This window comes from Pseudomonas sp. PDM26 (genome assembly GCF_019219185.1).
Classification (GTDB): Bacteria; Pseudomonadota; Gammaproteobacteria; order Pseudomonadales; family Pseudomonadaceae; genus Aquipseudomonas.
In genome coordinates this window covers 224,674-245,745 of the sequence record NZ_JAHUWC010000008.1, presented here as the reverse complement: position 1 = coordinate 245,745, position 21,072 = coordinate 224,674, and the positions used below count along the sequence as shown (strand labels likewise).

19 protein-coding genes are annotated in these 21,072 nt (G+C 59.7%); 10 read left to right on the top strand and 9 right to left on the bottom strand.

Going from position 1 to position 21,072, the window contains the following annotated elements:
• Positions 1-39: 39 nt before the first annotated feature.
• Positions 40-2,883 carry an RHS repeat domain-containing protein gene (locus KW849_RS17485; protein ID WP_371319149.1) on the bottom strand — a complete coding sequence of 948 codons (2,844 nt, stop codon included), beginning with the start codon at positions 2,881-2,883 and terminating at the stop codon, positions 40-42.
• A gap of 736 nt (positions 2,884-3,619) precedes the next feature.
• Here KW849_RS17485 and KW849_RS17480 point away from each other — a divergent pair.
• Complete coding sequence (locus tag KW849_RS17480; protein WP_218430556.1) at positions 3,620-3,976, top strand: DUF6124 family protein; 357 nt, start codon at positions 3,620-3,622, stop codon at positions 3,974-3,976.
• Positions 3,977-4,043: 67 nt separating this feature from the next.
• On the opposite strand, the gene KW849_RS17475 is transcribed toward KW849_RS17480, so the two are convergent.
• Positions 4,044-4,817: a helix-turn-helix transcriptional regulator gene (locus KW849_RS17475; RefSeq protein WP_218430555.1), complete on the bottom strand. Its 774-nt coding sequence runs from the start codon at positions 4,815-4,817 to the stop codon at positions 4,044-4,046.
• 110 nt (positions 4,818-4,927) lie between these two features.
• Here KW849_RS17475 and KW849_RS17470 point away from each other — a divergent pair, with 110 nt between their 5' ends.
• Complete coding sequence (locus KW849_RS17470) at positions 4,928-6,031, top strand: extracellular solute-binding protein (RefSeq protein ID WP_218430554.1); 1,104 nt, start codon at positions 4,928-4,930, stop codon at positions 6,029-6,031.
• Positions 6,032-6,175: 144 nt separating this feature from the next.
• Complete coding sequence (locus KW849_RS17465; RefSeq protein ID WP_218430553.1) at positions 6,176-7,306, top strand: P1 family peptidase; 1,131 nt, start codon at positions 6,176-6,178, stop codon at positions 7,304-7,306.
• Positions 7,307-7,516: 210 nt separating this feature from the next.
• Here KW849_RS17465 and KW849_RS17460 read toward each other — a convergent pair whose 3' ends face one another.
• The gene (locus KW849_RS17460; RefSeq protein ID WP_218430552.1) at positions 7,517-8,137 is read right to left on the bottom strand and encodes a TetR/AcrR family transcriptional regulator; all 621 of its coding nucleotides are present in this window, start codon (positions 8,135-8,137) and stop codon (positions 7,517-7,519) included.
• Positions 8,138-8,302: 165 nt separating this feature from the next.
• Here KW849_RS17460 and KW849_RS17455 point away from each other — a divergent pair, with 165 nt between their 5' ends.
• Positions 8,303-8,743 (top strand): hotdog fold domain-containing protein, encoded by a 441-nt coding sequence (locus KW849_RS17455; protein WP_218430551.1) that lies wholly within the window; start codon positions 8,303-8,305, stop codon positions 8,741-8,743.
• Between the two features lie 146 nt (positions 8,744-8,889).
• Here KW849_RS17455 and KW849_RS17450 read toward each other — a convergent pair whose 3' ends face one another.
• The gene (locus KW849_RS17450; RefSeq protein WP_218430550.1) at positions 8,890-9,612 is read right to left on the bottom strand and encodes a GNAT family N-acetyltransferase; all 723 of its coding nucleotides are present in this window, start codon (positions 9,610-9,612) and stop codon (positions 8,890-8,892) included.
• Between the two features lie 507 nt (positions 9,613-10,119).
• Between KW849_RS17450 and KW849_RS17445 the strand changes: the two genes are divergently transcribed.
• Positions 10,120-13,518, top strand: coding sequence for an Ig-like domain-containing protein (locus KW849_RS17445; protein WP_218430549.1), 3,399 nt, complete (start codon positions 10,120-10,122; stop codon positions 13,516-13,518).
• 244 nt (positions 13,519-13,762) lie between these two features.
• On the opposite strand, the gene KW849_RS17440 is transcribed toward KW849_RS17445, so the two are convergent.
• The 3 genes from KW849_RS17440 to KW849_RS17430 all read right to left on the bottom strand — a co-directional run bounded on the left by KW849_RS17440 (position 13,763) and on the right by KW849_RS17430 (position 16,658).
• Positions 13,763-14,347, bottom strand: a complete 585-nt coding sequence (locus tag KW849_RS17440; RefSeq protein ID WP_218430548.1) for a YceI family protein — start codon at positions 14,345-14,347, stop codon at positions 13,763-13,765.
• Between the two features lie 131 nt (positions 14,348-14,478).
• On the bottom strand, positions 14,479-15,147 hold the full coding sequence (locus KW849_RS17435) for a phosphoribosyltransferase (protein ID WP_218430547.1): 669 nt from the start codon (positions 15,145-15,147) through the stop codon (positions 14,479-14,481).
• Between the two features lie 152 nt (positions 15,148-15,299).
• The gene (locus KW849_RS17430) at positions 15,300-16,658 is read right to left on the bottom strand and encodes an MATE family efflux transporter (protein ID WP_218430546.1); all 1,359 of its coding nucleotides are present in this window, start codon (positions 16,656-16,658) and stop codon (positions 15,300-15,302) included.
• A gap of 442 nt (positions 16,659-17,100) precedes the next feature.
• Between KW849_RS17430 and KW849_RS17425 the strand changes: the two genes are divergently transcribed.
• Positions 17,101-17,373 carry a hypothetical protein gene (locus tag KW849_RS17425; RefSeq protein ID WP_218430545.1) on the top strand — a complete coding sequence of 91 codons (273 nt, stop codon included), beginning with the start codon at positions 17,101-17,103 and terminating at the stop codon, positions 17,371-17,373.
• Positions 17,374-17,455: 82 nt separating this feature from the next.
• On the opposite strand, the gene KW849_RS17420 is transcribed toward KW849_RS17425, so the two are convergent.
• Together KW849_RS17420 and KW849_RS17415 are read right to left on the bottom strand one after the other, a co-directional pair.
• Entirely contained in the window at positions 17,456-17,641 is a 186-nt protein-coding gene (locus KW849_RS17420) for a hypothetical protein (RefSeq protein WP_218430544.1), read from the bottom strand.
• A gap of 55 nt (positions 17,642-17,696) precedes the next feature.
• Positions 17,697-17,891 carry a hypothetical protein gene (locus KW849_RS17415; RefSeq protein WP_218430543.1) on the bottom strand — a complete coding sequence of 65 codons (195 nt, stop codon included), beginning with the start codon at positions 17,889-17,891 and terminating at the stop codon, positions 17,697-17,699.
• A gap of 295 nt (positions 17,892-18,186) precedes the next feature.
• Between KW849_RS17415 and KW849_RS31375 the strand changes: the two genes are divergently transcribed.
• From KW849_RS31375 to KW849_RS17400, 4 genes are all read left to right on the top strand, one after another.
• Entirely contained in the window at positions 18,187-18,321 is a 135-nt protein-coding gene (locus KW849_RS31375; RefSeq protein ID WP_256357258.1) for a hypothetical protein, read from the top strand.
• Between the two features lie 904 nt (positions 18,322-19,225).
• Complete coding sequence (locus KW849_RS17410; RefSeq protein WP_218430542.1) at positions 19,226-19,630, top strand: antitoxin Xre-like helix-turn-helix domain-containing protein; 405 nt, start codon at positions 19,226-19,228, stop codon at positions 19,628-19,630.
• The gene (locus KW849_RS17405; RefSeq protein ID WP_218430541.1) at positions 19,624-20,316 is read left to right on the top strand and encodes an RES family NAD+ phosphorylase; all 693 of its coding nucleotides are present in this window, start codon (positions 19,624-19,626) and stop codon (positions 20,314-20,316) included. Before KW849_RS17410 ends, KW849_RS17405 begins: the two co-directional genes overlap by 7 nt.
• A 248-nt stretch (positions 20,317-20,564) precedes the next feature.
• Positions 20,565-21,005: a phage infection protein gene (locus KW849_RS17400; protein ID WP_218430540.1), complete on the top strand. Its 441-nt coding sequence runs from the start codon at positions 20,565-20,567 to the stop codon at positions 21,003-21,005.
• Positions 21,006-21,072: the final 67 nt, after the last annotated feature.

Sequence of the window (21,072 nt, the reverse complement as noted above, 5' to 3'; positions counted from 1 at the left end):
TTAGTCACTTTCTTCTTGATGCTCAGCAGTTGGATAGGCTCAACTTCTTAGCAAATCATAGAGAAGTTGGCTATCTGCAACTCTGGTCTGATTTAACCGGTGCAAGCTTATTGCTGCAAATGTAATGCTGTCCGAGTTTTCGGATGCCATTCTCATTCTAAGATCCTGAGAAACATTAAAAAACGAGACCGCATCTTCTAAACCTCCTTTAAACTCAATACCAGGATGCATTTTTGAGACATATTCTCCGACCGCAAAAATAAAATCACGATGATCGCTCGTAAATACTTTGAGATATTGCGCAGTCAATTCTCCGCGCATGATAACTTCAGAAACACCCTGTTGCGGAACCTCATACTGCCGGATAGGCTGACCTAGGGCCCACTGCGCATGATGATTCAAATAAAAATGATCTACGGCATTCGGCCCAACAGTAACCATCCCACTCACTCTATTTAAATGCAAAAACTCATGACCTAATACCGCCCCAAGTGAAACATCTCCAACAGGATTTACATTTATAGCGACTCGACCATAAAAGTCCGCCGGGTGAACCCTGGCATTAATGTTTTCACTGACTCCACTAAAACCAAGAAACTTTCCACGACCACGCGGACCATGGTACTCCCTGGCCAGCCCTTCTCCTCGCCTCATAGAGCCCAAGACCTTACTCATTACTGAGCTGTATCCCGAGCTGAAGTAGCTTTGCAAAATATCTGTATTTTCCATATAGCCTGAGTGCACAGAATTCTGCGCACCTGAAAAAAAATTCATCGCCTCAAGAGTCTCTGACCTAATGTAGGTCGATTGTGCTGATGAAAACTGATGAAGGCCACGAGCGACAATTACAGAACCGTTCGGAATAATCTCTTCTTCAATCTGATCATTTTCATCAGGATAATATCGTCCATCCACATCGCTAACACTGACAGCCTTGTTTGAAACGAAACAAAAAATATTTAACCCATTTACGGGGCCCGCTGGATCCGGATTTATCCACCGTTGTAACCACGGTGCGTAATACCGGTATCCATAGTAATAAAGCCCCGTTGCATCTCGCTCTTTACCCGAGTAGCGGATGGTCTTGTACTGCGCCACCAAGGCACTTTTTCCTGCCCAGCAGGCCGTCCCGCCGAAGGGGTAATAGTGTTCCTGAGTCAGCACGCCCGCTTCGTCATCCAGTTCCAGGGTGCTGGAGCCGAGGTGATCGCCGAGGCTGTAACGCAGCTGGTCACTGTGCGCGCCTTGGGGCCAATGCAGCGCCCGCACGTTGCTGCGCCCGGCTTCGACGCTGATGACGTGGTGTTCTTCGCCATTGGCCTGGCGGTGGATTTCCAACCCCGGGAGGTAACGGACTTCGGTGCGCAGGGTGCGGCCGCTGCTGTGGGCGAATCCCGTTTTGCGCAAGCGGTGGCCGGGGCGGTCGTAGCGGTAGCATTCGTAGTCGTCGGGCTCGGCTTCGCGTTTGACCAAGGTGAACTGGTGCAATTGATTGCGGATGTCCCAGACCATGGCTTGCCCGCGTTGCAGTTCCAACTGGTTGCCGCAGGAATCGAAACCCAAGGCGATTCCAGGCTCTCCCGGTAGCGAGCCGTCGCCCCGTTGCCCGAGGCTGCGGTTGCTTCGTGCCGAGGTAAACATCGAAAACCCGGGCGCGCCGCTGTGGTGGCGGGTGATCAAATTCCCGCCCCGGTCGTACTCGAAGCGCTGGGTGTAATTGCGCCGTTGGTTGGGGTCCAGCGGCGTGGGCAACAGTGTCGGCAGAGCCGGGCCATGGCTCGGCTGGCTGACCTCCCAGCCTTGGGCTTCGACCAGTTGATAGAGACTGTCGTAGCGGTAGCGGTTGATCGGGTCGATGCGCTGGTTGTTGAAATGGGTCACGGGCTGGGACAGGTCGTGCAGTTCGACGATGTTGCCCCCCGCATCGTAGACATAGTTCAGGTCCTGCAAGGGCTTCTGGTTGCCGACTGCCGCCACCAGCCGGATCAGCCGGATCAGCCGGATCAGCCGTCCGTCATCGGCGGCGTACTCGGCGTGGGTCAACACACCATTGCTGGCGGTTTCACTTTCGACTTGATCCTGGGCGTTGTAGCGGATGTCGCTGACCAGGCGTTGCGCTCGCTTACCCTCGCCGACCAATTGCAACCAGGCCTCACTCTGCTTGCCCGCCACGTCATAGCCAAAGGTGTGAACGTTGCCCATGGCATCGGTTTGCTCCTGAAGCTCACCAGTGGGATTGAAACGGTGGCGGGTGATGAATGATTGAGCTTCCAGGTGCTCATCTCTGGCATCGAGTTCGGGGGGCCAGTCGGGTGTTTCAAGTTCGAGGAGCAAGCGTTGCTCTTCAACCAGCGCTGAACCGGCAAGCCCATAGTCGGCCACCCATTGTGTGCCGGCCGGATGGTCATGGCGGATCATCTGTCCGCACTGGTTGTGCGCTGCGTACGCGGGTTCGGAGCCGCCATAGATCAAGCGCTCCACCACGCGAGGTCGTTCCCCCACGGCCTGTTCCGTGACGGTGACGGGCCGCTGTTGTTCGTCGAACTCGGTGTGACGCTGACTGCCTCGTGCATCCCAGAATGAACAGGGCGAACCCGCCTGATCCAGCACACTCAACTGCCACCCGGCATCGACGCTGTCCGTCAACAACGGTTGCCCGTTCAAGCCGTAGAGCGTGGTCAGGTTCGGCATCGGCGCCGTGCCCCACAACCGTGGGTCGCAGGACTCGACCAAGCGGCCCGCCGCGTCGAAGCGTTGCCGGGTGATGCGTGGGGTAATCTCCGGGCTGTCGGGATGGCGGCAATAGCCGACGCTACGAACCGTCAGGACGCGTGGATCGATGACCAACAGCGTTGGTGTCGCGGTGTGGTGATGAGTGTTCACGGCATTGACGGTCCTGCGCTTTGACTGAGGACAGACTGAGCTTTTTTTGGCCGGACCGAAACTGTAAGAAGTAACAGGTCGGCGCCTGTGAAATCGCCATCATCGGAACGCCGCCCGGAGCAGGCTCGCTTCCACAATGGATCGCGCCGAATGGATATCAGTGGTTTGTCAGCCAGCTAGTGCTGACGGTGGTTGTGCTGCTGGTGGTGTTGGTCGCGGTGATTCAGTTGGGGGGGACCGGTTGGCGCGGGGGTGAACAAGCGCTAGCCCTGTAGGAGCGAGCCTGCTCGCGATGGAGGTCAACGATAACGCGGGAAACCAGATTCCCCGTGGCGCCCTCAGGTTTTTCGCGAGCAAGCTCGCTCCTACACGAGTGGCGATCTTGATGATATTTCTTACAGGAAAATCAGCGGTTTTGCAGGCCCGTTCCCTTTCTTTTGCAGGACATTTCCTAGATCATTTCGCTCGCTTGCGCCTGCCGAATTCCGTGGCTAGTCTCGGTCCGTCACTGCTCATCCGTGATCGGGTTTAGTAGCCCGGAACAATAGGCGCATAGCGATTCCATACTCATGTCCGGTAATTTTTGCCGCATGCAGAATATGGTGGCTGTGCGTGGGGCACCTTCGGGTGCACCGGTTTTTCCTATTGACCGGCCTACTAACCTGCGTACAGCCGCCACCCAATCGTTTAGTAGGCGATAAGTGATGGCTCCCATACAGCAATAGGAGCAACACTCATGGAAAAATCCGTTCCCGATCCACCTCCCGAAAACCCTACCAACGAAACCGTCACCGACGATTTGCTCAGAGATCGTTCCGCGCTTTATCGGGCCATCGATTTCTACCTCACCGGCAAGCAACCCGCACCACCAGATGAAATGCGCTTCTACAACGTCAGCAAAGACGTGAGTTTTGAAGACACCCAGCTCTATGTCGCCGACCTGCTGCGCTGTGCTTCGGTCATGGCGTATCAGTGTGGCGATCAACTCAAGGGCGCCGACCGGGCGATGGTGTACTCGATCTGGCATTTGCTGGAGATTGCCAAGGCGATGGTGGATCACTCCATTGAATGTTTGGGGATGAAAAAGGGCTGAGCAATCGGTTATCAGTGTTATCGCCATCGCGAGCCTGCTCACGATGGCTCGGGCCGCGGCTGACGGTTCAACGCGGCTGCAACACCAGCGCAAACAACTCGCCATGCCCGTTCACGTTGAGCTTGTGATAGAGGTTGCGCCGGTGCACTTTCACCGTCTCCGGGGAGATGCCCATTTGCTGGGCGATGGCCTTGCTGGAGAAGCCCTGGAGAATCCGCCGCGCTGTTTCTACCTCCCGCAGCGTCAGGCGTGCGTCGAAGCGATCGAGCAAGGTCGCCAGATCACCCGCCGGTGGTTCGGCGACCGGCCCTTGCGGCGGCAGCAAATCCAGGTGTCGGCGCATCGCCGCCAGCACCCAGTCACGCACACAAATAAGGCGGCCCTGCTCCTCGAGACTGAAGCGCGTCGCACGCCCCAGGGACAGGCCGAGCACGGCGCCATCGACGTTGACCATGAACTGCAACTCGTCCCCACCGACCACGGTGCTGAAGTAACTCAGGTAGTACTCGCTGTGCTGGAACTGGTCGGGGGCCACCGATTCGAGGCTGTGCAAGCCGTCGGCGATGCCGGCGCAGGCGGCTTGATAGAACGGATCGAGCAGGTACATGCCAGCGCTGTAGTCCGCCAGTTCTTCATGTTCGTCGGGGCTGCCCTTGGCATCGAAGTCAATCAGCAGGCGCGGCACATGACCCGGGCGCATCAGTGCTACCAGCGCGTTGTCCAGCGGCACCAGCAAGCGCAGGGTATCGACCAGCGCACGCCAGAAGCTGTCCTGCCCCACTGCCGTGAAAACCCGTGCCAGCCCCTGGTGCACCGGCAACTCTTTCAACAACGCGTCCACGCACTACCCCTTTCGAGTAACCCATGATGGGAATGGGTAAAGGCCACCCCGGTCGATACGCTGCAAACTCCTGATTACCACCGGCCGCAACAGGCCAGGAGTGCCGCATCATGCGTCGTCACCGCTTGTATTTCAATCTGGGATTTGGTGCCTGCCTGGCGGTGTCGCTGCCGGCCTTTGCCGTCGAAGCCCCGACCGTGCACGTGTACAACTGGTACGACTATATCGGCCCCACCACCTTGCAGGATTTCAAGCGTGACACCGGGATTGCGCCGGTCTACGACACCTTCGACAGCGCCGAAGTGCTCGAAGGCAAACTGCTCACCAGCCGCAGCGGCTACGACGTGGTGGTTGCCAGCAACTTCAGCTTGCCCACGCTGATCAAGGCCGGTGCCCTGGCGCCATTGCCCCGGGCGCAGATGCCGGACTTCAAGAACATGGACACCGAACTGCTGGCGAAACTGGCCAACAACGATCCGGGCAACCAGTACGCCGTACCCTACCTGTGGGGCACCAACGGCATCGGCTACAACGTCGACAAAGTGCGCGCGGTACTGGGCGACAAGGCGCCGATGGATTCCTGGGACCTGGTGTTCAAGGAAGAGAACCTGGCCAAACTCGGCGAATGCGGCGTGGCCATGCTCGACTCCCCGTCGGAGATGCTGCCGGTCGCCCTGCACTACCTCGGCCTGCCACCCAACAGCACCAACCCCGAGGACTACAAGAAGGCCGAAGCGCTGCTGCTCAAGCTGCGCCCGCACATCGCCTACTTCAATTCGTCGAAGTTCATCAGCGACCTGTCCAATGGCAACATCTGCGTGGCGGTCGGCTGGTCTGGCGCGATGCTCGAAGCCAAGAACACCGCCGAGCAGGCCGGCAACGGCGTGAGGATCGCCTACAGCCTGCCGAAGGAAGGTGCACCGGTGTGGTTCGACACGCTGGTACTGCTCAAGGACGCACCGCACCCGGAACAAGGATTGGCTTTCATCGCCTACCTGATGCGCCCTGAAGTGATCGCCCCGGTCAGCGACCACCTCAACTACCCCAACGGCAACCGCAGCGCGACCACGCTGGTGGCCGAAGCGACCCGCAGCAACCCGGCCGTGTATCCGCCAGCCGAAGCCATGGCCACCCTGTTCACCCTCCAGCCCCTGCCGCCGGCCACCGAACGGGTGCGCACGCGGATCTGGAGCAAGGTCAAAAACGGCCAATAACCCACACTCCCCGAAGGCTGCGATCTTTTGATCTTGAAAGATTGCGGATCGACAAAAACAAAAGATCAAAAGATCGCAGCCTTCGGCAGCTCCTACACAGGTTCAGCCATCTTTTTCTGCCAAAAATTGAAAATGAGAATACCCATGAAACCACGTGCCCGCGACCTGAACATCCAGTTCGGCCAACTGCAGCCCGGCCCGCTCAACGCCATCACTGACGTCCCCGGCGTTCGGGTCGGCCACAGCAATGTACGAGGACGCACTGCCACCGGCCGCGACATCCTCACCGGCGTTACAGTCATCGAACCGCGTGCCGGTTCCACCAGCCAGCAGCCGTGCTTTGCCGGCGTGCATGTGCTCAACGGCAACGGCGATGCCACGGGGCTGGAGTGGATTCGCGAAGCGGGCTTGCTGACCAGCCCCATCGCCTTCACCAACACCCACAGCCTGGGCGTGGTGCGCGATGCGCTGATCGTGCTCGACCGCGAGCAGCAACCGGATGACGGGCGCCTCTACTGGAACATGCCGGTGGTACTGGAAACCTTCGACGGCCTGCTCAACGACATCAACGGCTTTCACGTCAAGCCGGAACACGTGGCCCAGGCCATGCGTTCGGCGGCGGGCGGCCCAGTGACCGAAGGCAATGTCGGCGGTGGCAGCGGCATGATCTGCCACGAATTCAAGGGTGGCATCGGCACCGCATCGCGACGCTTGAGCAGCGCCCAGGGTGGCTGGACGGTCGGCGCGATTGTCCAGGCCAACCATGGCATTCGCAATGAACTGCGCGTTGACGGGTATCCGGTCGGGCGCTACATGGAACAGGTCGATTCGCCGTTCCTCAAGGCCTCGCTGCCCCACCCGGGGATGGGCTCGATCGTGGTCTGCCTGGCCACCGATGCGCCGTTGCTGCCGCACCAGTGCACTCGCCTGGCCCAGCGCGCCAGCCTCGGCCTGGCCCGCACCGGCGGCGGCAATGAAGACCACAGCGGCGACATCTTCATCGCCTTCGCCACCGGCAATGAACACGTGCCGCCGGCCGCCTATGAGAGCAAGAAAGCACCGACCACCGACAACCTGAGCATGGTCAATAACGATCACATCAGCGAGCTGTTCCTGGCCGCCACCGAAGCCGTGGAAGAAGCCATCATCAATGCCTTGCTCGCCGCCGACACCGCCGAAGGCAACGGGCATGGGGTACCGGGGCTGGATGTCGAAACCTTGCTCAAGGCGTTGCGTCGCGCCGGTTGGCCGGGGGATGCGACTAGCGGTACTTGAGTGCAACACTTGGTCTTTTTAGGATGAACTTGCGCAGCCGCTTGCTTGCTCAAGCCGCTGCGTAGGTGGTGAGTGCACTGAACCCCTACCAAGCTCACCGCCTGCTTCACGCGCATCTTGAGCCTCTCGGCTCCACTTCCTCCCCATCAAGAGCTTTGAGGCTCTTTTTTTACCTCTGAAAACCAACACAATTCTCCTACAGGGGGATTTTCAGTGGGTTTCGGCGATGCACAGCGACCGCCATGCCGCCTGCGCCAGCATGTCCCGGTACGCCTTCGGGCTGCCCTTGACCCGGCCCGACAACCAGGCGCGGCAGTAACTGTCTGCCTGGCCGACGATCAACGACGGTATCAATTCTGCCGGAAAGCTCCCCAGCTCATTGCCGTGCGCTCCCAGCCACTCCAGCAACTGCTTGTTGCGCGTCTTGTTGCGGGTGGCGAGTTCGTCCTTGAACGGCCCCTTGGTGACGGCAAACCGCGCGTGGTACTGGAACCGTGCCCACTCCGGCTGGCTGTCGACCCAATCCACATAACTGTGCACCAGCGCGTGCACCCCCGCTTGCGTGGTTTGCGCATCAGCCAGGTAGCTGTCGCGCAGGCGCGCCTGATCATCAAGGGCGGTAAAAAACAGCGCCGCCACCAAGCCTTCCTTGTTGCCGAAATGGTGATAGATCGCGCCGACACTGGTATCGCATTCGGCGCGGATCATTTCGATGGTGGTGGCCTCGATCCCCAGTTCGTTGAACAGGCCCAGGGCCTTTCTGAAGATGTCGCGCTTGAGTTCGGCGCGGCGTCCGGGGTAGCAGCGTTCGAGCAGGTCGGTGGTTTCCATGCGTAAAAACAGTCCGGAAAAGTCATCGGTGGAGGCTGGCGATTGCCAACGAACAGGTGGCGCTAGGTTGACAGTTTTCTCTTCGACAGAATACTGTTCAGTAACAGAATAATATTCCGTTACAGAGCATTATTCTGCAATCTGTCATCCTCAAGAGGCATCAAAATGAGTCAGTTCCTCAGCATGTTCAACAGCGCAGGCCCGCAAGCGTTCAGCCAAATGGCCTGCCAGGTGGCGCCCTACTTCTCCACCATCAACCCGCTGGTCAAGGATTTGCGTAAAGGCTCGGCCACCGTGCAGGTGCCCTTTGCCCGGGAAATCACCAATCATTTGGGTACGGTGCATGCGATTGCAATGTGCAACGCCGCCGAGCTGGCCGCCGGGATGATGACCGACGTTTCCATTCCCGCCGGCGCGCGCTGGATACCCAAAGGCATGACCGTGGAATACCTGGCCAAGGCCAAGAGCGATGTGACAGCGGTGGCCGAGGGGGATGCGGTGGACTGGACCACCGAAGGCGACAAGATCGTGCCGGTGGACATTCACGATGCCGAGGGCAAGAAGGTGTTCACGGCGCGGATTACCATGAATGTGAAGCTGACTTAAGCACCGCCCCAGCTCTCGCGAACAACCACCCCCTGTAGGAGCTGGCTTGCCAGCGAAGGCAGCCTCAAGTCATGCGCTGTTGCTGCAGACGCCTTCGCTGGCAAGCCAGCTCCTACAGGGGATATTTGGTGTTTGGGAGAGTGCGGTCAGACCAGGCGTAACCGAGGGCCGGCGGCCGGTACGGCATCTTCACCCAACCGCCCCCGCACAAATTCATTGGCCTTGCGCGTCAACTGGTCCAGATGCCGGTCGCGCTGTTTTTCCGCGTCGGTCATGGCCCGTTTGCCATGCTTTTGCAGCAGATAGGTGTGAATCTGCCGCACTTCCAGCGAGCTGTAGATCGACGCCACATCCAGCAGCGCCATCAAGCCATCGGTGGCGTGGTCGCGGGTGTTCATCAACACCTGGGTCGCACGCACACCCACCACCTCGAAGCCCATCGCCTCGAAATACGGCACCTTGGCCACCGCACAGGTCAGCTCGGCATGGGGATAGCGGCCGACCATTTCCCGCAGCATCCGCCGGGCCACGCCCTGGCGCCGATACTCGGCCTGCACCGCCATGTACGCCACGCCACACGCCTCGGGGTCGTCCTGCACCGGCAGGTACAGTACAAAGCCAATCACCTTTTGCGGGTCGTCTTCGTCGGTCGCAACGATCAGCTCCACGGCAATGCCCTTTTCACCGTTCAGCGCCTCCAGATACAGGTGCACCTCAAAGCCGATCGCGTATTGATAGAGGTTGTACAGCAGGTTGCTGGGCGGGATCGCGACCATGCTGATGTCGGTCAGGTTGTCGACCACCATCTGCAGGATCTGGCTATTGATGTGCTCGGGGCACGGGGTCTTGAAGTGGCTGATCAGGGGCATTGCGGTGACGGGCTCCGGGGGGCAAGGGCCGCCTATCATAGCGCGCCTGACACCTGCGGTCCGAAGGGTGATGGACAGACATTCCCCATTCATGCGCCATGAGCGTCGCCGGCGTTTGCTTTATGGCTGGTGGCGTTGCGTTTTCGAGGCTGGCAGCGGAGTCCGGCACACTTTGTGCTGGACTAACTGAGCTTTTCGTGAGCCGGCTCGTCCCCACAGAGGGACAGCGGTTTGCCCACAACTGGTTTTTCTGTGGGATCGAGCCTGCTCGCGAGAGCGTCCACCCTCACACCCGCCTGTGGTGTGAGTGGGGGGGAAATGGGTGGGTGAAGCCCCCAACATCGAGGATTCCCGCCCACTGCGCCACCACGACCAAAGTCGAATCCATCAAGCGTTTGATATCAAACAGCTATTTTTCACCCCCCCGTCCCCCCCGCTTTTGGCGCACCTCTTGCAACGGGCGAATTGCGAATATCAGCCACACCAGCGCGCGCCAAGGGAAACAAAATGAAAAACAAACCTAACCTCAAGTCGCTCGGCTTTTTCCTGAAACCGAGTATCGCCGCTGTGATGCTGATCAACATCAGCCTCGGCACCGCCAATGCCGTACCGCTGGATGATTTCGGCCCGCCACCCCCGACGGACCCCTCGGCGTTTAGCAACCCGCCGGCCGACCTCGATGCCGCGGCGGCTGCCTTGCGGGCCATGCCACCCGTCTACCAGGGCGCCATCGCCCTGCCCAATGGCGCTTTTGGTGCCCGCCTCACCACGCCAACGACCGACAACGTGCTGCCGCCAGCCCTGCAGACATCCTTCAAAATCCCCACCAATGGCAAACCCAGCCCATTGTTCGGGGCCCAGCCGTACACGCAGCAACTGCTGTTATTCGAAGAATTCGGCACGGAAACACTCGACCCGACACTGCCGGCACCGCCCTTGACCTTCCCGGTTCCGCTCGTCGGCCCGGCACCTACGCAGGACCCGAACAACATCGCCCGCAGCAGTCCTTCGCCCACAGCGCTGGTAGCCTTCATGCGCCAGCCGGGGCTGTTCCCGTTTCCGTCGCAGTTTTCCAACGTGCTGGACCGCAACCCGTGGAAAGCGCAGATCGAAGCCTTCCTCAACCGCCATCCGGTCGGCTCGCCGGCCGAAGGTCGGCCGCCAGGAAAAGGCTGGTCGCACCAACGCTGGAACGAGTTCTTCCCGCAGGTCGGCTTCAAAACCGCGCAAGCGGGCGCCCAGATCAACAGCGGCATGCGCGACCGCCGACAGTTGCACAACTACGCCGTCGGTGAGTTCGGGCCGGGCGGGCTGTACAACCAGACCTCGATTACCCCGGTCATTGCGGGCACCACCAAAGGCATCAATGTCCGTTTTCACCCCAACATGCCGATTCAGAACCACAAGGCGCTCTGGACCTTCGACGGCACCTTTCCGCCAAAACTGTTGATGGTGCGTTACGGTCAAGCCGCGCTGATGCGCCACTACAACGCCCTGCCGATCGATCCGGCGGCCAACATGGGGTTTGGCCTGCACACCCTCACCACCCACGAACACAACGGCCACTCCCCGGCCGAAAGCGATGGCTTTTCCGGTGCGTTTTTCTTTCCGGGGCAGTACTACGACTATCGCTGGCCGATCCAGTTGGCCGGTTACGACACCATCAACACCAGCGCCCAGGATCCGCGCGCGGCGTTCCCCTGCGCCCCGGGCGAAACCCTGTTCGTCAACGATGCCACGCCGGGCCTCAAGACATGCAACAACGGCAGCATCAAGATCCGTGGCGACTGGCACGAAACCATGAGCACCCACTGGTTCCATGACCACATGGTCGATTTCACCGCGCAGAACGTCTACAAGGGCAACGCGGTGATGATGAATTACTACAGCGCCCTGGATCGCGGTAACGAAGCCTTCGAAGACGGCGTCAACCTGCGCCTGCCCAGCGGCTCGGCATTGCCCTGGGGCAACCGCGACTACGATGTGAACCTGATGATTGCCGACAAGGCCTGGGATCAGAACGGCCAGCTGTGGTTCAACCCGTTCAACACCGACGGCTTCCTCGGCGATCAGGTCCTGGTCAACTGGCAGTACCAGCCGCGCCTGAATGTGCGGGCGCGCAGCTATCGCTTCCGCATCCTCAATGGCTCGGTATCGCGTTACTTCAGGATCGCGCTGGTGCGTGAGGTCGCCGGCACCGGCGGCGAATTCCCCGGCCCGGCCGGTTCCGGCCTGTCTTATAGCCGCGTGCCGTTCCACTTGATCGCCAACGACGGCAACCTGATGGAACATGCTGTGCCGTTCGACGGCAGCATGGACCTGGAAGGTGATGGCAACACTCAGAACCACAACGCCATCCTGCCCACCATAGGGATCGCCGAGCGTTACGACATCATCGTCAACTTCGCGAAAAACGGGATCAACACCGGCGACAAACTGTACTTCGTCAACCTGATGGAGCACCACGACGGCAAGGGGCCGGAGGCTACACTGCTGAGCCTGGCCGACGTGCTGTCCGGGACGTACAAGGCGGTGCTCCAGCTGGGCAGCAAAGGGCTGGAATGGACCGGCGGCGACCCGGGGGTGGGCAAGTTCATGCAAATGGTAGTCCAGCCTTATGCCGGCCAGGACGTGAGCATGAACCCCGCCGACTACGAACCCGCCAAACCGGGCAAACCAGCCGGCAAGGTCATGATCCCGCTGACCATCAACCGCGACGACCCAGCAATGCAGGCCAAGCTCAATGTGGCGCGCCATCGCGAGTTCATCTTCGGCCGCTCCGACGGCACCGACGAAGCACCCTGGACGATCAAGACCGACGGTGGTCAATTCGGCTTCCCCATGGACCCTCGAATCATCAGCGCCGCTCCGCAACTGGCCAACGGCCCGACCCCTGCCGGGTTCTCCGGCGACGGCACCCTGGAAGTGTGGAGAATCAAGAGCGGCGGCAACGGCTGGAACCACCCGGTGCACGTGCACTTCGAAGAGGGGGTCATCCTCCACCGCGATGGCAACCCACCGCCGGAATGGGAAAAATGGGCGCGCAAGGACGTCTATCGCATCGGCGAAGGCATCGACAGCTCGGTGGACGTGGAAATGGCGATCCGCTTCCGGGAATTCGCCGGGACCTATATGGAGCACTGCCACAACACTCAGCACGAGGACACGTCCATGCTGCTGCGCTGGGATATCGAGCACCCCGGCCAGTTCCAGTTGATGCCAGCGCCTCTGCCCGGCTGGGACGGCGTCACCTACGTCAACTCCTCCGCGCTGCCAACTTTCCGCACTGGCGATACCCGTGCCAATAACGATGGCGATAACCAAAAACCGATCGCCAACCCCGACAGCGCCGTCAGCAGCACCGGCCAACCGGTGATCATCAACGTCCTGGCCAACGACACCGACCCTGACGGCAACGTGCCACTTAGAGTGGTGGGGCTGGAGCAACCGAACTCCGGCACGGGCGTGGTCAGCACCGATGGTACGCGCGTGACCTACACACCACCGGCCACGGTCGCCGCGCCGTTCACCGCGACCTTTACCTATAAGGCAGCCGATGCCAAGGGCGCGGAGTCGGCATCGGCGACGGTGTCCGTGGCGGTCTCGGCAGCGGTCGTCGAGAACCTGATCGTCACCAGCGCTACCGTCACCGCTCGCAGCAATAGCCGCTGGTATTGGGTCCTGTCCGGCACCACCTCGCGTGGCACGGGCAACACCATCACGGCGACTGCCACGGTCACAACCGGTACGGCGAACCTTGGCACCGCCACCCTGACGCCTACGGCGACGGGCGCGCGCTGGAATATAGCGGTGACGACCGTCGGCAGTGGCCCGGCGCCCAACCCGACGGCGACCGTCAAATCAGCCTTCGGCAAAACCGTGACGGTGCCAATAGTGGCGCAGTAGAGCGGTTTGATCGGCGCCCGGTCCATGCAATGTGGATCGGGCGCTTTTTTTATGCGGCGTACTCGCTCCCACCATTGAATCGGCGTCGTACACAGATTTGGCATTCACCAAGGATCAAATGTAGGAGCGAGCCTGCTCGCGATGGCGGAGTGTCAGGCGACATCACTTCGACAGCTCTGCCGTCTTCGCGAGCAGGCTCCCACAGGAGGAATGTCGTCGACCGGAAGTTAACGTTCAGCCCGTGTCACCGCTGCGGCGCCACCATCCGGAAGCGGATATTGATCTCGTTGGACACCACACTGTCCGCCCACTCGCCCTCGCCGATCTTGAAGTCGTCACGCTTGAGCACCAGTTGGCCCTCGAAGATGCCGATGGCGCTCTCTGATCTCAGTTGCACCGGCACAGTCACCTCCCGAGTGAGCCCCCGCAGGGACAGCTTGCCGGTGATGGTGTAACGGTTATTGCCCAGGGCTTTGATGGACGTCGACTCGAAGGTCGCCACCGGATAAGTCGCCGTATCGAACCACGCCGGTTTTTGCAGCTCGGTGTTGGCGTCGCTGCTGCCGGCGTCGATGCTGTTGAGGTCGATGGTCAGCGTGGCGTGGGCGGTGCCAGGGTTATCGGTGTCGAAGTCGAGATTGGCCTCGAACTTGCCGAAAGTGCCGTAGCTTCGCGAACCCATCTGCTGATAGGTGAAACTCAAGGTGCTGGCCTTGGCGTTCACTTTCTTGTATTCCACGGCTTCAGCGAACGGCGCCAGGCTGAACTGCACCAGGCCGAACACCAACGTTCCGGCCAGAGCGATGCAACGCGCGGATCGAAGGTTCATGGCACTCTCCGGGAGGGCTCCCGTCTTGAATTGGGGTGCCGCACAGGTCGGGTGGCATCAAAATGACTTAAGCAAACAACCGGCGTTTATTCCACCTCACGCGGTAATTTGCGACCACCTGCAGATGGCCGTCAGCACTCCTCGCGCTGCCACGCCCGCTGCAACAGCTCAATCACCTCGGCATCCGAGGTCTGGGTAAAATCCATGTACCAATACCCAATCGACGTGAACCACTCGGGCATCAGCGGGCAGACCAGTTCATCCACCTCGCTGCGCAGGGCCTGCACCGTCTCGATCGGCGCCACCGGCACCGCCACCACGATGCGCGAAGGCGCCTGCACCCGTAGCGCCTGGATCGCCGCCCTCATTGAAGCGCCGGTGGCCAGGCCGTCGTCGATCAGGATCACCACCTGATCCTTGAGCAGCACCGCAGGCCGCGTACCGCGGTAGACCTTCTCGCGGCGCAGCAGTTCGCGGCTTTCCCGTTCGACCACGGCGTCGAAAGCGGCGCGATCGATCGGGTGCACGCGCAGTGCCTCTTCATTACGAATCTGGATACCGCCGCTGGCAATTGCGCCCATGGCGTACTCCGGGTGGGACGGCACGCCGAGCTTTCGCACCAGCATCAGGTCCAGGCGAACCTTCAGCGCCGTGGCCACCTCATAAGCCACCGGCACGCCGCCACGGGGCAAGGCCAGAACGATCACATCGGGGCGATTGGCGTAAGGCAGCAGCGGCTCTACCAAACGCCGCCCGGCCGCTGGCCGGTCTTGCAGGATGGAATGGGACAAGGGGCTCATTTAAAACCTCCCCAGGCAGGCATGCCTGTCGTGCACAAGTACTACGAACACCACTACCCTTGTAGGAGCGGGCTTGCCCGCGAAAGCGTCAGCACAGTCAACATCTACACCACTGAACCACCACAATCGCGAACAGGCAATCAAAAAACCAACTAAACCAACCGCTCAATCTTCTGATGCTGCCACACCAGTTTGTAATACAGCGTCTGCAACACCAGCATCCCCAGATACGCCACCGGAAACGCCATCCACACCCCTTGCAACCCGAACTTCGCATCCAGCAGATACGCCGCCGGCAACTGCACGCCCACCACGCACACAATCGAAATCGCCACCGGCACCATCACCGTGCCGCTGGCACGCATGATGCCGCCGATGATCGCCTGGAAGCCGAACACCAACAGGCTCCAGAGCATGATGTGCAACAGGTGCCGGGCCATGGTCCGCGTCGCCTCTTCGGTGAGGAACGACGCCAGCAACCAGTGCGACAGCAAATACCCCAACACCACCAGACCACCGGTCAGGCACACATTGATCATCAGCCCGGTCTTCAAAATCGGTCCCATGCGCTCGATGCGCCCGGCCCCGATCGCCTGCGCCCCGAGGATCGACGCGGTAATCGCAATCGACAGCGCCGGGAACTGCACGTAATTGACGATCTGCGTCACCGCCCCGTAAGCCGCCGTCGCCTGGGAACCGTGCTGGTTCACCAGCGCCAGAATCACCAGCTCCGACAGCGACAACACCACCATCTGCAACCCGGTGGGCAAACCGATGCGCAGCACCTTGCCGAGAATCGCCACGTCCAGCTTCATCGCCGCAAAGAACTCACGGTCCGGCGCCAGCGGATGCCCCTTGCCAAGCAAGCGCCACGCCAACAACCCCATCGCCACCAGGTTACCCACCAACCCGGCAACCGCCGCGCTCTGAATCCCCATCGGCGCAAAACCCAACCAGCCGCGAATCAACGCTGGCGTCAACGCCAACCCCACCATGGTCGACACCACCAGCGCCAACAACGGCGACAACGTATCACTGACCCCACGCAACAACTGCGTGAACAACACAAACACCAACAGCGACGGCATGATCCACAACATCACATGGGCATACGCCACCGCATCGTCCAGCACATCCGCCGGCGTCCCTAACCCTTCCAACGCCGACCGCGCAAACACACTCCCCACCACCGCCGCCACCAACCCGATCAACACCCCCAACAACAACGTCGCCCCGGCAATCGCCTTCACCAGATGCGTCTCCCGCGCACCCCACGCCTGCCCGATCAACACCCCCGCGCCGGCGCCGAGGCCGATGACCAGGGCGATGAAGAAAAACACGATGGGAAACATCCCCGACACGGCCGCCAGCGCCTGGGTGCCAAGCATCTGGCCGATGTAGATGCTGTTGACCGTGCCGGACATGGATTGCAGAAAGTTCGACAGGACCATCGGGGCGAGGAAAAGCAGGTAGGTTTTCCAGAGGGGGCGTTGGGGGGGTGGGGTTTGCATTCGGGAAGGTCCATCTCGACGGTGAGAGCGATGATTAAGGATAGCGTTGGTGGCTGAAACCAAGGGGCGGTGAACATCTCAGGTCTGTGTTTACATTTCCAGTGATGAGATGTGAAAGGTCTGAAGATTCATCGTCACCGGTCCTACACAAAGCTCGGAATGCCTCACCTTCCCGCGCTGAACTCATGCGGCTTATAGTCGGCGCCGTCGCCCAAAAGGCGATTCGGGTTTGGCGACCTGACTTCAGAGAATGCGAAGGCTATCCGCTTCATTGCAGGTATCATCGCACCCGCAAAGCCGCTGTCATGGCGGCTGTGCGCGGGAGGCCTTCGGGTCTGCCGGTTTTCTCTGTGCCGGTTCGCCAACCTGCGCACAGCTGCCACCCAATCGTTTGGCGACGACTGCGTGACGGCCTTGAGCCAATCAAACAGAGATCTTCACAATGAATCGATATATGCCTCTCACCGGAATCGACCTGGTTCCGGCCTCCCTGCTCATCGACACCCAAGCCCCACTCGACGTTCTGCAAGCCACGGCGGATTACCGGATTCGCACGGTCACACAGGTGCTGGAAAATATCGCCTATCGCTCCGAACTCGGTTGCGACACGGTGGTGCTGGAGGACTTCTGCAAACTGCTGGTCATTCCGTTGCGCGATGGTTGTGATTTGATGGATGTGATTGGCCGGCGGTTGCGGGCGCAGGTGGGAGAGTGACTACATTTGGGTGTCGAAGGCGTCTGTGTTCTTCTTTTTGTCTGTCCTCAACGACAGCTGAGGACGGCGGGAGGGCAAAGGACTAGAGCAGTCGGACAACGATGGCGGCGACAACAAAGATTGCCAGTGCCAGCGCGGCACCGATGCTGAACGGCACCACAGCAGAGCGGATCGCGTTCGGGGCGGGACTACGCATCTCCTCGACAAAAGCTGCAACGTCGCGGTGCAGTTGTTCAATGCTGGCTTGATTCGTAGGTTGCGTGGACATGCTGCTACTTCCTGTGTGGGTCACGAGTCGTGTCTGCTGTGGCGGGTACGAATGCTCAAAACTTCGCCCAAAGGCTGACAGCGGCAACGATAGCGGTCACCATACCAGCCCCCACCGCGATCGGGTACCAGAAGGTCTCTTGCCTGAACTTGCGCTCTTCTGCCGTGAGTTTTCGGGTTTCGGCCATGGACCTTCGGATTTCGAGTTGCAGTTTATCGAGTTCCAGATTGTCGCGGTCGTTTTGTAGCATGGATCATCCCTTCGGGCTTGCTGTTCAACAGGTTCTCCCCGAACGACCGGTGATCCCCCCCTTTCTGCGCCGTCAATATTTCCCGTTTTTCATCTTTGGAATAGCGGGTTATTCCTGCCGAAGTTGTAGGCAAAATCCGAGGATTGCGTAAGGGGGTCTATCAATGGGGCTGAAAAAGAAAAGCCGATCGCTCACAACACACGCCCCAAGAGCCAAACGACCCAGCCCACAGTCAATTAGCTAAACTTCATCAGTAAACCATTTCGCGAAACCCTGAAAATTCAGGAGGCGAATCATGAGCAAACAACCTCAACCCCAAAGCCGCTCCAACCCCCAACCCAGATCCCGTCCGGTTGTGCCGAGCCTGCCGAGCAAAACCGGCAACAAGTCCGGTCGCTTGCGCGGCAACTATCCGCCGAAGAAATCGTAATTGCCTCGGGTGTACCACAGACTTTGCAATGGAGTCTGTCGTACTCCCCCATCACTTCGGCATTACTTGCCTCTATATCGGACATTGTTTTTCCACAAGCGACGTCGTACCCGCCTGGAATGACGGCCAAGGGCTACGCTCTCCACGGTTTCTCAAATACACCTCGACCACGCCGGCAATCGATTTGCTTAAATGGCTCCGCGTTAAAAGACCTGTGGCGAGGGAGCTTGTCGGGCGCTTGCAGTCGGTGCAGAGCATTGCGCAGAACACGGCGGATGATGTGCAGACGCTGGCGTTGAGCAGTCGGCGTTTGCCGCCTATTGCGACTCGGCTGGATGCACCGGGGCGGACGTTTCATCAGTGATGCAGTCGTGGGCGCGGCGTTTATTCCCAATGGAAAAGCGGCGGGCAACCCGCAGGCCAGGCAAGTGCAGGCGCTACTTGAGGGCGTCGCAGCGAAGTAAATACGGGCGCCTGATTTGTATTTGCTGGCGATTGGCATTCCAGAATCCTGGAGTTTTTTAAATAAAATTGTGAAATAAAACGTGAAGGCAGCTCAGTTAAAAAGCTCCACAAATCCATATAAAAACCAACAAAATAAAGCTTTTTAAACGATTTTCTATATGAAATAAAATGTGAAGACAATTCTGGCGATACAAACTGCTATGTCCTTATTCACCTCGAAATCCTGGCTGGACCCGGTTCCCCCCCCCCCCCGGCCTGCCCGCCTGGTTTGCCCAGGATGTCTTTCCAGACCTGCATCGTCGGTTTCAGTAACACATAGCTTCAGCAAAATCACGGCCCAATTGCATTGACATGTTAGGCCCATCCGTCGCACCAATATTGCTCTACAGACTCAATAAATCTACATTTGAATCTATAGATGCAACCAAAGGACACAAACATGGCCGTCCCCCTGCAACCCCAATCCTTCAGCAAAAACCAGTGCGTCACCGGCCTGCGTGCCGCCGTGGGTATTCTGGAAAAGTGGAAAGCCACCAGCGACCAGGCCTGTCGCATCCTGCGTATTTCCCGCAGCACCTACACCCGCGCCCGGCAGCGTGACCCGAATTGGGCGGTGGCGCTGGATGCGGACCAGATGCAGCGCATCAGTTTTGTGCTGAACATTCACGCGACGTTGCGGCTGGTGTTCGACAACCCGGACAACGTCTACGGCTTTGCCTCGATGGCCAATGACAACGAGTTTTTCAACGGGCGTTCGCCGCTGGAGATCATGGCTCAGGGCGACATGATTGCGTTGTATGAAACCTTCCGCCGCATCGACATGCTACGGGGTGCGCAATGGTGATGGCCAGTGAGCTGGCGGTGTTTGCCGGTCAGTCGTTGCAGGCTTATCGCCTGGTCAATTCGAAGTTTCCGCCGATTGCGTTGTTTGATGATGTGGCGGACGCGGATGAGTTCGAGCTGTTGTTCGAGATTCAGGCGCTGACCAATCCGCGGTTGAAGAATGAGCTGGGACAGCTTGAGTTGATTGCGCGCAGCGAGATTCCGTTCGGGATTGCGGGCTGCTCATACGCCATTGCGCCCTTTACCCACGTCAACCCGGCGGGTTCGCGCTTCAGTGACGGCAGTTTTGGCGTGTTGTACCTGGCGGATTCGATGGAAGCGGCGCTGGCCGAGGTCCGGCATCACCAGGCGCTGTATTGGTCGAAGGTGCCGAGCCTGAACTATGAGCGGTTTGTGTTTCGGGGATTGGCGTGCTCGTTTGATGATGGGGGGATAAAGGACGCCACCGCCCTGCCGCTGACCGATCCGGTGTATGCGCCGGACGATTACAGCGACGCCCGGCGCCTTGGCCTGGATGTTCGCAAGACAGGTTGCTCGGGGCTGCGTTATCACTCGGTGCGCATGCCGGGCAGTCATTGTTGGGCGTTGATGACGCCGAGGCCGGTTTCGTCGATTGTGCAGGCGGCGCATTACGAGATGGTCTGGAATGGGCAGATCACCAGCGTGAGCCAGATCAGCGAAGCCTGATTGCCTTGCGATAACTTTGTGGCGAGGGAGCTTGCTCCCGCTGGACTGCGTAGCAGTCCTCGATTTGGGGCCGCTGCGCGACCCAGCGGGAGCAAGCTCCCTCGCCACAAAAAGCAGTGTTTGCACACACGGTGTTCGATCCATTGACTGCATCGATAGTCACCATCATTTCAATGAAGTTCTCTTAAAAAATCCCCGGCGTAACATCTGCTCCATACCAACCCATAAGCACCCCGGAGCACACCATCATGAAACGCCAGACCCTCCTCAGCATCGCTTTCTCGGTTTTCGCAGTTAACGCTTTCGCCGCTACCTCTGCTCAACCTGTGGTCGCTGAAGGCGGCTCGGATCGTCTGATTGAAAGCCGTGTGGCCGAGGGTGGTTCCGATCGCCTGATCGAGAATCGTGTGGCTGAAGGTGGTTCCGACAAGCTGCTGCAAAACCGCGTTGCCGAAGGCGGTTCCGACAAGCTGCTGCAAAACCGCGTTGCCGAAGGCGGTTCCGACAAACTCCTGCAAAACCGCGTCGCCGAAGGCGGTTCCGACAAGCTGCTGCAAAACCGCGTTGCCGAAGGCGGTTCCGACAAGCTCCTGCAAAACCGCGTTGCCGAAGGCGGTTCCGACAAGCTCCTGCAAAACCGTGTCGCTGAAGGCGGTTCGGATCGTCTGATCGAAAGCCGCGCTGTCTGAATGCAGTGCTTTACCGCAGGACTCAACGAAAAGCCCGGCCTCACCCGCCGGGCTTTTTCGTGCGGGC

Coding starts and splice junctions, on each gene's coding strand:
- KW849_RS17480 (WP_218430556.1), top strand. CDS start 3,620: ATGGAAAAATCCGTTCCCGATCCACCTCCCGAAAACCCTACCAACGAA.
- KW849_RS17470 (WP_218430554.1), top strand. CDS start 4,928: ATGCGTCGTCACCGCTTGTATTTCAATCTGGGATTTGGTGCCTGCCTG.
- KW849_RS17465 (WP_218430553.1), top strand. CDS start 6,176: ATGAAACCACGTGCCCGCGACCTGAACATCCAGTTCGGCCAACTGCAG.
- KW849_RS17460 (WP_218430552.1), bottom strand. CDS start 8,137: ATGGAAACCACCGACCTGCTCGAACGCTGCTACCCCGGACGCCGCGCC.
- KW849_RS17455 (WP_218430551.1), top strand. CDS start 8,303: ATGAGTCAGTTCCTCAGCATGTTCAACAGCGCAGGCCCGCAAGCGTTC.
- KW849_RS17450 (WP_218430550.1), bottom strand. CDS start 9,612: ATGCCCCTGATCAGCCACTTCAAGACCCCGTGCCCCGAGCACATCAAT.
- KW849_RS17445 (WP_218430549.1), top strand. CDS start 10,120: ATGAAAAACAAACCTAACCTCAAGTCGCTCGGCTTTTTCCTGAAACCG.
- KW849_RS17440 (WP_218430548.1), bottom strand. CDS start 14,347: ATGAACCTTCGATCCGCGCGTTGCATCGCTCTGGCCGGAACGTTGGTG.
- KW849_RS17435 (WP_218430547.1), bottom strand. CDS start 15,147: ATGAGCCCCTTGTCCCATTCCATCCTGCAAGACCGGCCAGCGGCCGGG.
- KW849_RS17430 (WP_218430546.1), bottom strand. CDS start 16,658: ATGCAAACCCCACCCCCCCAACGCCCCCTCTGGAAAACCTACCTGCTT.
- KW849_RS17425 (WP_218430545.1), top strand. CDS start 17,101: ATGAATCGATATATGCCTCTCACCGGAATCGACCTGGTTCCGGCCTCC.
- KW849_RS17420 (WP_218430544.1), bottom strand. CDS start 17,641: ATGTCCACGCAACCTACGAATCAAGCCAGCATTGAACAACTGCACCGC.
- KW849_RS17415 (WP_218430543.1), bottom strand. CDS start 17,891: ATGCTACAAAACGACCGCGACAATCTGGAACTCGATAAACTGCAACTC.
- KW849_RS31375 (WP_256357258.1), top strand. CDS start 18,187: ATGAGCAAACAACCTCAACCCCAAAGCCGCTCCAACCCCCAACCCAGA.
- KW849_RS17410 (WP_218430542.1), top strand. CDS start 19,226: ATGGCCGTCCCCCTGCAACCCCAATCCTTCAGCAAAAACCAGTGCGTC.
- KW849_RS17405 (WP_218430541.1), top strand. CDS start 19,624: ATGGTGATGGCCAGTGAGCTGGCGGTGTTTGCCGGTCAGTCGTTGCAG.
- KW849_RS17400 (WP_218430540.1), top strand. CDS start 20,565: ATGAAACGCCAGACCCTCCTCAGCATCGCTTTCTCGGTTTTCGCAGTT.